This window comes from Paenibacillus sp. cl123, from assembly GCF_900101595.1.
In the GTDB taxonomy this organism is placed as follows: Bacteria; Bacillota; Bacilli; order Paenibacillales; family NBRC-103111; genus Paenibacillus_G.
In genome coordinates, this window is the sequence record NZ_FMYY01000004.1 from 358,447 (window position 1) to 370,255 (window position 11,809).

Here is an 11,809-nt window from a genome sequence, read left to right on the forward strand (position 1 = left end):
TCCTTTAATCAGGGAAAACCGATGCCCAATAGGCTGAAACAGCCTCGGACTGAGCTTTGAAACGATTAAGGGGAATGATTAAGATGTCACATGACATGGATAAATTCGCCGCATGGGACGGGCGGGAACCGATGCATAACATCGATCAAAGGGAAGACCAGTTTATCGCGGGCCGCAGCGAGCAGCTTGGGCTGTTTCTCCGTTATTTGTCCGCTGGGGCAGACGGCAAAACGATATGGAGCTTGTACGGGACGGCCGGTATCGGCAAAAGCTTTCTGCTCGATTCGTTCCGCCGACATGCCGCAAGAGCGGGCGCGGTTATGCTGCAGGTGGACAGCCGCGATTTTAACCATAAAGGAGATTTGCTCTGCCGGCAGCTGCTGCGGCAAATGCCCGGAGGCCAAGCGCCGCTTTCCGATCCGATGGAGGCTTGCTTCAACCGGTTGGAACAATTGGCGGCGGAAACAAAGGTCGTGATTGCGCTCGACACCTACGAAGAGATGGGCGACCTCGACGGCTGGATACGGGAGCGGTTTATCAAATGGCTGCCGGACGGCGTTCTGTTGATCGTGGCAGGCCGCTATCGGCTGAAAGATAAATGGATTCTTTCCCCGGCGCTGCGGGAACGCATTTTGTTTATGCCGCTGGAGCATCTGACCGAATCGGAGAGCGCTTTCTATTTGCAGCAATGCGGTCTGGCGGACGAAGAGCGGATTGCCGCCGTTTGGCGCAAAACGGGCGGGCATCCGCTCGCGTTATCGCTTGCATCCGTCATCGGTCCGCAGGAGGACTGGAACGTTCGCTCAGCGGATTGGACGGAATGGTTCGAGCATCTGGCCAAGGCGTGGCTAAGGGAGGTGCCAGAGGAGCTGCTGAGGAAAGCGGTGGAGGCGGCAGCCATTTTGCTGCATGTCAACAGGGAAGTGCTTCAGACGGTGATGGACCGGGAGATTGACGACGATACGTTCGGGCAGCTCCTATCCTTGTCATTTGTGCGGAAAACGGAACGGGGCTGGATGCTGCACGATTTAATGCGAATGGCGACGCGCAAGCAGCTTGAGGAACGGATGCCGGCCTTATACGAACGGCTTCGCGCCAGGGCGGCGCTCTATTACGCAGCGCGCATCCGCGACGCGGCTCCTTACCGAAGCACGGAATGGGAAGTCGGCGAGCTGTTTTATTACACTGGTATTCCGCTTATTCGCTCGTTGCTCCAATCCTACTCCAGAGGCCGATACACGTGGGAGCTGCTGACGCCTGCCAATGTGGGAGAGGGGGAAGCCTACTTGCGCAGACGGCTCGAAGCGGCCACTCCGTTAAAGTTATCCGGCATAGACCCGGAAACGGAAGAGCGGTTTGACGAGTTCGTGGACAAGGAAGCTATGACGATGACGATCAAGCATTTGGAGCTGCGCGCTTGGGTCGAGCTCGACCAGCAGTCGGCTATGCTGCTTCGATCGGCGGATGGGGAAGCGATCGGGCTGGCGGTTATCGTTCCGATTCATAAAGGCACGATGCCTTCCTTATGCCGCGATCCGTTCGCAAGCCCGTATTTGCTCTCGCTGACGCCGATTGAGCGCGAGCTTCTTGAGGTGGACCCGCCCGGACAGGCGGGATGGTTTATCCGGACTATCGACTATGCCGATTGGAAAAACCAGGACATGGTGCTTGAGGCGATGTTTTTGATGTTTTCCTATATGTGCTCAGGCGGACTCTTTTTTGCTTCCCCGCCGCCGATAGCATTTTTACAAATGTCACATATAAACCTCGGCTTCCAGCCGGCGGCGGGTGTCGTTCATCAGCATTATGACGACAAGACGCCAACTCCGACGTTCGTACTCGATACCCGCGGAGACAAGCTGGAGATGTTTCTCCGTTTCTTGTTGAAGCGGAGCGGCTTGCCGGACGAATTGGACTTATTCGGCGGATTGAACAACCAGCTTACGGAGAGGGAGCGGGAAGTCGTGGCTCTCGTGCTGGACGGACTGACGAACGGGGAGATCGCCAAGGCGTTGTTTGTCAGTGAAATTACGGTGAAAAAGCATGTCAGCTCGATCTACAGCAAGCTATCCGTGAAAGGGCGGGGCCAATTGATCAAGCTGTTTGCCGGAAAGCCGCGCATCGGTTAATTTTGTATATACAAGCTCGCGTCCCAGTTTGGGGATGCGGGCTTTTTGTCGCTTTATCCAGACCAGGCGGCAGCCAAATCCGCACCGTTGGAGCTGTGTAGGGCAAGCATAGATTATACGATCGTATAATACCGGGAAAAAACGTGCCGTGATACAGTTAAAGGCATGCGAGCTGCCGTTGCAGATCGGAATTTATACGTATCGAGGAGGAGACATATTTTGGCTAGGAAAATGATTGTTGGTTCAACCTTTTATTTCGTTATCGGCGTTATTATGGGCATGGCGATGTCCATGACGGAAAATTACACGCTGTCCCCGGTTCACGCTCACGTTAACTTGCTGGGATGGGTGTCATTGGCGCTCGGAGGTTTGCTGTATCATCTGTATCCCGCTGCCGCTCAATCCAAACTCGGAAAATGGCACTTCTGGCTTCACATGCTCGGCATACCGCTGATGATGGCCGGGCTTGCCTGTATGCTGCTGACGGCCAGCATGGCTTTTATACCTGTGGTTTCGGTCGGAGGCGTATGTATAGTTGTCGGCACCATCTTGTTTTCCATTAATGCTGTACGTCACATGGTGTAAATAAACCCGGCGGCAGCCGAAATCAAAATTGTCCCAACAGGCGCGATTTTCCTAAATGCAGCCTTGAACGAATAGCAAAACCAAATCGGGGTATTGTAAGCAATGGAAAAGCTAATTCAAGGCTACCATAAGGAGGAAGCAAGCATGTTGGGTTCCCATGAAGCACACGAATTAAATGAGCTGCTGCTGAGCTGCACGAACAGCATTCAATCGATGGGTTTGTTTCTTGAGCAGGCACAGGATCCGGAATTAAGAAATATGATCTCCAGTCATTTTTCAGTCCATGTCCAAGATTACAATATGAAAGTGGAGTTCGTTTCCAGATCGATGTCCCGGGATCAACTGAACGTTCCACAATTAAATCTCAATGCAAATATGGCCGTTGAACCGATAAATGTACAGCCGATTCAACCCGAGGTTAAACTGATGAAGCTGGACGACCGGGCCATTGCCACCTCGTATTTATTGACGTTAAAACGTGCCGGCAGGGAATATGCATGGTCGGCTTTTGAGACGACTACTCCTCAGCTAAGGGCGTTTCTGGAGGACGCGTTCCGCATGTGTTCCCATCAAAGCTTCGAGGTATGGCAATTTATGGCGCGCAGAGGTTGGTATCCTGTCATCCAAGCCCCGAGCTCTACCATACAAACCTTGCAGCAAACTTATCAGCAAGTACCGTACCATCAAGCGCCATATCAACAACCGGCAACTCAGAATGTCTTACAAAACGGTTACCAATAGGCCAGTGAAATAGTGAATACAAAAGCTGTAAGCCGCCCTTAGGCGGCTTTTTTCATAGGTTTTTCAGCTGATGAAGCTGAATACATTCAACACGCCAGCCGCCACTTAATAAGCAGATAATCACGAGATGCACAGACATCAAAAAAAGAACCTGAAAAATTATCAGGTTCTTTGATATTGCAATACCAACAGACGCAATGATATAATCAGTTCACGCCTGCATTTTATTGTCCGAACAAAAATGGTGCATGTTATAATTTAAATTTACCATGCCGGCGAGCTCTTGTCAACTGTTTTTCTCAATTCAATGATTAGGGGAGATGTAGAATGAGTTCGTTGGTTCTCGGCTTTCAGGAAATGGAAAAAACGCAGCTTTGGCTTGCAGGCGGAAAAGGGCTGAATCTGGGGGAGTTATCCAAAATCGAAGGTATACAAGTACCGGAAGGATTTTGTGTGACGACCGTGGGCTTTCAGAAAGCCCTCGAGCAAAATGAAACGTATGATGCTCTGCTGGACCGGCTGGCCGCGCTGAAAGCAGAGGACCGAAAGCAAATCGGCGAAATCAGCCGAGAGCTGCGACAACTGATCAGGGAAGCGGAAATTCCCTCCGATGTGGCGGAAGCAGTAACTCGCTATCTCTCCCGGTACGGCGGCGAGCATGCTTATGCCGTGCGCTCCAGTGCGACTGCCGAGGATTTGCCGCATGCTTCTTTTGCCGGTCAACAAGACACTTATTTAAATATTAGCGGCATCGATGCCATCTTGGAGCATATCAGCAAATGCTGGGCTTCTCTCTTTACGGACCGAGCCGTCATTTACCGCATGCAAAACGGATTTGACCACCGTCAAGTTCAATTATCCGTTATCGTTCAAAGGATGGTTTTCCCGCAGGCTTCGGGCATTTTATTTACCGCGGATCCGATAACTTCCAACCGAAAGCTGCTTTCTATCGATGCGGGCTTCGGGCTTGGAGAAGCGCTGGTCTCCGGCTTGGTATCTGCCGATTGTTATAAAGTACAGGAAGGGAAAATCGTCGACAAAAGGATAGCGGCCAAGAAGCTGGCTATGTATGGACGAAAAGAAGGCGGGACAGAGACCACGCAGCTCGATCCCGGTCAGCAAAACGCTCAAACGCTGACGGACCGGCAGATTTTGCAATTGGCAAGCATTGGCAGACAGGTCGAAGCTTATTTTGGCTGCCCTCAGGACATCGAGTGGTGTCTGGCTGACGATACGTTTTATATCGTTCAGAGTCGGCCTATCACGACGCTATATCCGATCCCTGAATCGAATGATTCAGACAAGCATGTCTATATATCTGTCGGCCATCAGCAAATGATGACTGATCCGATAAGGCCGCTTGGCTTGTCTTTTTACCTGCTAACGACTCCTGCGCCGATGCGTAAAGCAGGGGGAAGGTTGTTTGTCGATATTACACGTATGCTGGCTTCATCTGACGGCAGAGAAAAGTTATTAAATAATGTGGGACAATCCGAGCCGCTTATTAGAGACGCGCTTGTGACTATCATAGAGCGAGATTTTATCCCATTGTCGCCCGATGATCCAACCGGACCGAATCCCGCTCAAAGCAATAAAGGCAGATCATCCGTCGGCGCTCAACCGCAAATCGAAAACGACCCGGCAATTGTGGACGCGCTGATTCAGCGCAGTCAAGCATCGATAAAAGAACTCAAACAAACTATCCGGACGAAATCAGGCTCCGATTTATTTGAATTTATTTTGGAAGATATGCAGCAGCAGTTGAAGAAGATTTTATTTGACCCGCAAAGCACGGCTGTGTTTATGGCTGCTATAGATGCTTCCGCATGGATCAATGAACATATGTATAAATGGCTGGGCGAAAAAAACGCGGCAGACACGCTTTCTCAATCCGTAACGGGGAATATTACTTCGGAAATGGGGCTTGCGCTGTTGGATGTCGCAGATGCGATTCGTCCTTATCCGGAGGTCATTGCCTATTTGCAGCATCTAAAAGACGACGATTTTTTGGATGGACTGGCGAAGCTTGAAGGGGGACGCGAGGCTCAAGCCGCTATCTACGCCTATCTGGACAAGTATGGCATGCGATGCGCCGGTGAAATCGATATAACGAAAACGCGTTGGAGCGAAAAACCGAGCATATTGGTCCCGATGATTCTGGGCAACATCAAAAATTTTGAGCCCCATGCCGGTAAGCGTAAATTTGAGCAAGGGCGACAGGAAGCGTTGGAAAAAGAACAAGAGCTGCTGGAGCGGTTGAAGCTATTGCCCGATGGGGAACGAAAAGCCGAAGAGACCAAAAAAAAGATCAGCCTGCTTCGCAACTTCATCGGTTACCGGGAATATCCGAAGTACGGCATGATCAATCGCTACTTTATATATAAGCAGGCTCTGCTGAAAGAGGCCGAGCAGCTCGTGCAGGCAGGCGTTATTCCGGATAAAGAAGATATTTACTATCTGACCTTTGAGGAGCTTCGCGAAGCCGTCCATACCCATACGCTGGATACCCGGATTATCAGCGTACGAAAGGACGAGTACCGTTTATATGAAAAGCTGACTCCGCCGCGCGTCATCACCTCCGACGGTGAAATTATCGCAGGCAAGTACAAACGCGAAGATCTTCCAGCCGGAGCTATTGCCGGTCTAGCGGTTTCTTCCGGCGTGATAGAAGGACGGGCGCGCGTCATTCTAAATATGGAGGACGCGGATCTGGAAGATGGGGATATACTGGTCACCTCCTTTACTGATCCGAGCTGGACGCCCTTATTTGTATCCATTAAGGGCCTGGTCACCGAAGTCGGCGGACTGATGACTCATGGAGCCGTTATCGCCCGGGAATATGGCTTGCCGGCGGTTGTAGGTGTGGAGAATGCCACCAAGCTGATCCGCGACGGGCAGCGAATTCGCGTGTATGGTACTGAAGGGTATGTCGAAATAGTTTAAGCAGCTAATTTAGTAAATGAAGGCGGGTCAGGCATGAAAATTGCCTGGCCTGTTCTTTTTTTGAACATATTGCGGTGGTCAACATATGGGGTTGTGTCGGATATGTGGAGAAACCTTTCCGGACATGCAAATTTAGCATTAATGCTCAAAGTGAAATATTGCAGTTTGAGCATCATTTTGTTAAGATAATTTCGTATACAAGGCTTAGGCTCATTTCCGTTAAATAGAGGTGGTGTAAAGAAAATGAGTAAACCAAGCTTGCGTGACACGAAGAAGGAAGCCACGATGCATGCGCTTGCGGACGCCGCCTTCGAGCTTGCGCGTGAGCGCGGTTTGGACGGTTTTGTCATTAACGAGGTGGCGCAGCGGGCCAATTATTCGCCAAGAACGTTCGCCAACTATTTCTCCTGCAAGGAAGAGGCTGTGGCGATGGCGGTTTTTTCATTTACAGACCCTCGCCCGACTGAGGATTTGAAGGAAGACGACACCCCGCTTGACGCCTTGCAATGCTGGTTGAGCATGCAGCTTACAGCTGATTTGTTATGGAAAATGCGCGAGCTCAAATCACTCTCCAAACGATATCCAACCCTGGAACCGTTTATTTTCAGCGTTAATCACCGACTGCAAGCCGCTGCTCATGAAGAGCTCAGCCGCTTGTTTCAAGACCGTTACTCGCAAGGGTATATCCATCTTCTCGTAGGCGCAGTTTTCGGTTCGATTCTGCCTATCATTGACGGCAGTATGAAGATATTGCTGCCAGCCGATTCGGCTGAACAAACGCCTGAGACGACCTCTTTCCAGCAGTATCTGGACATGACGTTCGGTTATTTGCGTAACGGCTTTTAATTGCAGGTTGCTGCGCCAAACATTTGTAATTCGCAAATTTTGGCTAACTATATGTTGATAGAGAGAGGTAGAGAAGCGGAATGAGTGTACATCATGGCAAAAAAAAGCTGTCTGCAGTGTGGACCCTGGTGCTTGCAGCGGCGCTTTCGAGCGGCTGCTCGGTGGGGGCAAACGAAGCGAAGCCGGCCGCCGAAGCGGCGCAGACGGTTGAAGTGATGACCGTGGCGCTGGAGCCTATTCCGGACCGCTATACATTGGCGGGCACCATGCAAGCGCTGGAGGAGTCGGTAGTTTCATTTCAGGCGGACGGCCAAATTATGAAGACATTCGTCAAGGAAGGCGATGTCGTCAAGACAGGGGACGCGCTTGCGTCGCTCGATCCGTCGAATTATGAGTATCAGGTTCAAAGGGCGGAAGCTTCACTTGGTCAAGCGGACGCCGCGGTCAGTCAAGCCGAGGCTTCAGTCGAGGCGGCCGTGGCGGGCGTAGCGTCGGCGCAGGAGTCGCAGGACGTGCTGGGCAAAAACGCCGTGACGCTGACACAGGAAGCTTACCGCAAAGCAACCTACGATCTCAACAAAGCCGAGCTGATGTACGATGACGGCGACTTATCCTCGTCAGACTTGAACAACGTGCGACTGGCATTCAAGCAAGCCGAGACCAACTATCTGAACGCGGAGGCGCAGCTCAAACAATCCTCGTCAGGCTTAAGATCTGCTGAAGCGACGCTGGCGCAGGCGCGGGCGGGACTCAAGCAAGCTCAGGCGGCGCAGCGGGAAGCGCTCGCGGGACGGGAGCAGGCCAAGCTTGCCCTTGAGAAGACATCGCTCGCTTCGCCGATTGACGGAGTCGTCCTGGAGAAATATGTCTCTGCGGGTCAGCTGACAGGCGGCGGACAGTCGGCCTACCGGATAGGGAATATCAGCCAATTGAAGGTCGTACTGCCCGTGCCCGATCAGAATATCCGCGAATGGAGCATAGGACAAGAAGTGGCGCTTACGTTATACAACGAGTCCCGGACAGGCACAGTCAGAAACATTAACCCTACGACGAATGCGGGTTCGGGTTCCGTGAACGTCGAAGTGCTTGTACCGAATCCGAATGCGGATTGGCTGCCAGGGCAAGTCGTGAAGGCCGCACGTACGTCCAGCGGTAAAAAAGGCATTTTTGTTCCGGTAGCAGCGGTCGTCAGCGCAGGCAGCGAACCGTACGTTTTCAAATATGTGAACGGCAAAGCCGTAAAAACGCCGGTTACGCTTGGCGAACTTGCGAACAATCAGCTCCATTTGACCTCCGGTCTTGAACCGGGCGATCAAGTCGTCACCAAGGGGGCGGCCAAGCTTTTTGACGGCGATGCGATCGCGACGTCGAAGGAGCGTGCCGAGTGATCGAATACGTCATCAAAAAACGGAAAATCACGCTGCTCTTTCTCCTCATGGCGCTGGTCGTTGGCTTCTTCGGATTTTCACAGCTGCCGCGCCAAGTGATGCCGGATGTCGTCATTAAACAAGCGCTCGTGACGACGGTTTATCCCGGAGCGTCTCCAACGAAAGTCGAGCAGACCGTTACCAAGGTTATCGAACAAAAAATTAAAGAAATTCAAGGCATTCAAACGATTACTTCTTCTTCTCATAACGGGTATTCATCCATATTAATCAAGACAGAGGACGACGCGGATGCTGCGAAAAAGTGGGATGAACTGCGCAAAAAGGTGCAGGATGCCCAGGCGCAGCTGCCGGCAGACGCCGAAGCTCCGGTCGTTAACGACGAGCTCACGAAGTCTTTCGTCGAGCAATTCGCCATTACTTCCGAACGCATAGAAGATCTCCATGAGCTCAGCGACCTGATGCTGACATGGAAGGATCAGCTCCGTACGGTACCCGGTGTCGCGGGGGTGGATATTAAAGGGCTGCCGGAGCGGGAAGTCAAAGTCGTGATCGACGCTCAGAAGCTCCAGCAGCTCAACATTCCATGGGAGCAAGTGATGAACGCCCTTCAGAACTACAACAATCGTGTTCCGACGGGAAGCCTCGTATATCAGAACCGCGAATACCAATTGACCGTGCCTGAAGCACAAGACGCCGAAATTCTCAATCATGTCGTCGTCACTCAGACGCAGGCGGGCACCCCGGTATATATCCGGGATATCGGGAATGTAACCTATACGTACAAGAAAATGGAGTACTTTGCCTATTACAATGGCAAGCCGGCTGTGACCATCAGCCTGACAAGCGAAACGGGCAGCGACGTTCCGACCATGAACCGGCTTGTGAACGAGAAGATGAAGGAGCTGGCTCCAAGTCTGCCCGGACATCTGAAGGTGGAATCGCTGTTTGCTCAGGAGGATTTGGTAAACGAGCTGTTTGCCGATCTATCCAAAGAGCTGCTGATTGCCATCGTAGCCGTTGTCTTGATTTGTACGCTCGGGCTTAATTTGCTTACTTCGGCGACCGTAGCGCTAGCCATCCCCGTCTCCATCGGACTTGGCTTCATCTTCTTGCCGGCGCTTGGCATTACCTTAAACCAAATTTCCATCGTCGGACTCATTATTGTTCTCGGACTGTTGGTCGACGACGCGGTTGTAGTGAACGACAACATCGAACGCCGGATGTCGGTCCTGGGTGAAAGCCCATCCGTAGCCGCTGTTAAAGGAACGAAGGAAGTAGCCATTTCCATTCTTACCGCAACGCTTGCCACCATCGCCGCGTTTGCGCCGCTATTATTTCTGCAGGGCGACATCGGGGCGTTCATCAAGCCGATCCCCACGATCGTTTCGCTAACCATGCTGGCGTCCATGCTTATGTCTCTTACCATCATCCCGATCTTCCGGGCATGGTATGACGGCAAGCGTCAGAAGACGGGAGAAGCCAAGCAGAAGCCATCAGGCTTCCTCGGCAAGCAAATTCAAACGGCGACGAACGTTTATTCGGGACGCTTAATGTCCAAGGTGCTGGATCGGCCGCTGCTCACCGGACTTGCCGGTCTGCTGATCGGGACAGCGGCGTACTCGCTTGCGCTGTTTACCCCTATTGAGCTGTTTCCTGATTCGGAACGGCCGGAAGCGACGATTAACGTTCAAATGCCGATCGGCACGTCCGTTACCGAGACCGATCGGGTTATACGCGAAATCGCGGAATGGATCTCGGCGCAGCCCGAAACGGACCGGGTAACCTTTGCCGCAGGCGGCGGCGCCCCGACGTTATTCAGCGACATCGCCTCGGAGACGCCTCCGGCGAGTCCCGCAACCGCCCAGCTCCAGGTTCTAGGAGTTGAAGGCCAATTCGACCGCAAGGCGACGGTAGCTGCATGGCAGACTCACCTGGCTGCCGCTTATCCGGAGACGTCGCTTACGATACGAGTCCCGCAGCTCGGTATTCCGGTAGGTTCCCCGGTATCCGTTCGTCTTACGGGCGAGAATCTGGAGGAGCTTCAAGGGCTGGCCGAAAAAGTGAAGGTGGCGGTTGCCGGCATCGAAGGCACGCTGGGCGTGAAGGACGATATGGGCTTTGAACGGTATAACCTCACGTTCCAGCCCAATCAGGAAGCGATGGATCGCTATATGGTCAGTTACAAGGACTTGACGCGAACACTGCTCCTGGTAGGGCAAGGTCTCACCGTGAGCGAATTCGATACCGGGAAAGACTTGGTCGATATGAACTTATATATACAGGGGAATGAGGCCGAACCCGTTGAATTGTATCAACAGGTGCAGGTGACAAATGCGCAGGGCCGGCAAGTCCCTTTATCGCAATTGACGACGATGACTCCCGGGTTTTCGATTCCGCAAATCAACCATCATAATCTCGAGCGCACGGTAACGATTACGGCCGATATATCGGGCCGCACAGCGACCGAAGTAATGGCGGAGGTGCAGGCCAAGCTATCCGGCCTCTCATTTCCGGACGGATATGCATGGAGTGCCGGCGGCGAAACATCGGAGCAGGCGGATATATTCGCGAGTCTTGGCAAGCTCTCTATCATCGTTGGATTCCTCATCGTGCTTCTTATGACGATGCAGTTTTATTCCTTAACGCTGCCGCTGTTGATCATGACAACGGTGTACCTGGCAGCGGCGGGGGGAATCATCGGCATGTTCCTGACGCGTATGCCGATCGGCTTCATGAGCCTCATGGGGATCATTTCCCTTGCCGGCGTCGTCGTGCGCAACGGTATCGTTCTTATCGAGTTCATCGAAGAAGCTCGGCATGATGGCATGGAGCTCAAAGAAGCTGTCATGCAGGCAGCGTCCGCCCGTTTCCGTCCCATCATCCTCACTTCGCTGACAGCGATCGTGGGCATGATTCCGATTGCCACAATTGGCGACATTTTGTTTCGTCCGCTTGCCATGACGATCATTTTCGGTATGATGTTTTCGACCGTTCTGACCTTGTTCGTCGTTCCATCCCTCTACATGGTGCAAGCAAACCTTAAAGCAAAACGCAAGGAGAAGACCGTTCAGGTATAAGCGTGGATAGCTATAACCGTTTCGTCAATGCTCTTCCATGAGCATTCCGCTGGAACAATGAAGAGCAAGGCTGCTGAGATATTAAGGCGGCCTTGCTCTT

The 11,809-nt window shown here is 52.3% G+C and carries 7 protein-coding genes; all 7 read left to right on the forward strand.

Going from position 1 to position 11,809, the window contains the following annotated elements; translation table 11 throughout:
- Positions 1–83: 83 nt before the first annotated feature.
- The 7 genes from BLR08_RS31995 (at position 84) to BLR08_RS10700 (ending at position 11,709) form a co-directional block, all read left to right on the forward strand.
- Complete coding sequence (locus tag BLR08_RS31995) at positions 84–2,129, forward strand: LuxR family transcriptional regulator (protein WP_305367646.1); 2,046 nt, start codon at positions 84–86, stop codon at positions 2,127–2,129.
- Between the two features lie 219 nt (positions 2,130–2,348).
- Positions 2,349–2,714, forward strand: coding sequence for a heme-copper oxidase family protein (locus tag BLR08_RS10675; RefSeq protein ID WP_090586023.1), 366 nt, complete (start codon positions 2,349–2,351; stop codon positions 2,712–2,714).
- A gap of 144 nt (positions 2,715–2,858) precedes the next feature.
- Complete coding sequence (locus BLR08_RS10680; protein WP_072329168.1) at positions 2,859–3,455, forward strand: spore coat protein; 597 nt, start codon at positions 2,859–2,861, stop codon at positions 3,453–3,455.
- Between the two features lie 327 nt (positions 3,456–3,782).
- Entirely contained in the window at positions 3,783–6,398 is a 2,616-nt protein-coding gene (gene ppsA / locus BLR08_RS10685; protein WP_072329169.1) for a phosphoenolpyruvate synthase, read from the forward strand.
- 243 nt (positions 6,399–6,641) lie between these two features.
- Positions 6,642–7,244, forward strand: coding sequence for a TetR/AcrR family transcriptional regulator (locus BLR08_RS10690; protein ID WP_072329170.1), 603 nt, complete (start codon positions 6,642–6,644; stop codon positions 7,242–7,244).
- Positions 7,245–7,324: 80 nt separating this feature from the next.
- On the forward strand, positions 7,325–8,632 hold the full coding sequence (locus tag BLR08_RS10695) for an efflux RND transporter periplasmic adaptor subunit (protein WP_072329171.1): 1,308 nt from the start codon (positions 7,325–7,327) through the stop codon (positions 8,630–8,632).
- On the forward strand, positions 8,629–11,709 hold the full coding sequence (locus tag BLR08_RS10700; RefSeq protein ID WP_072329172.1) for an efflux RND transporter permease subunit: 3,081 nt from the start codon (positions 8,629–8,631) through the stop codon (positions 11,707–11,709). The genes BLR08_RS10695 and BLR08_RS10700 overlap by 4 nt, the downstream gene beginning before the upstream one ends.
- The last annotated feature ends 100 nt before the right edge of the window (positions 11,710–11,809 follow it).